This window comes from Duganella sp. CY15W (assembly GCF_009857555.1).
Taxonomy (GTDB): domain Bacteria; phylum Pseudomonadota; class Gammaproteobacteria; order Burkholderiales; family Burkholderiaceae_D; genus Rugamonas; species Rugamonas sacchari.
On record NZ_WWCQ01000038.1, the window covers coordinates 1 to 255 of the forward strand.

The following is a 255-nucleotide window of genomic DNA, read 5'->3' on the forward strand; positions in this document are numbered from 1 at the left end:
CCAAGGCTAAATACTCGTAATCGACCGATAGTGAACCAGTACCGTGAGGGAAAGGCGAAAAGAACCCCGGGAGGGGAGTGAAATAGATCCTGAAACCGTGTGCATACAAACAGTAGGAGCCTCCTTGAGGGGTGACTGCGTACCTTTTGTATAATGGGTCAGCGACTTACATTCAGTGGCAAGGTTAACCGAATAGGGAAGCCGTAGAGAAATCGAGTCCGAACAGGGCGATAGTCGCTGGGTGTAGACCCGAAA

General features: G+C 50.6%; 1 rRNA gene. It reads left to right on the top strand.

From position 1 onward, the window contains the following. Positions 1-255: ribosomal RNA gene (locus GTP58_RS30970) — 23S ribosomal RNA — on the top strand; the annotation flags it as partial.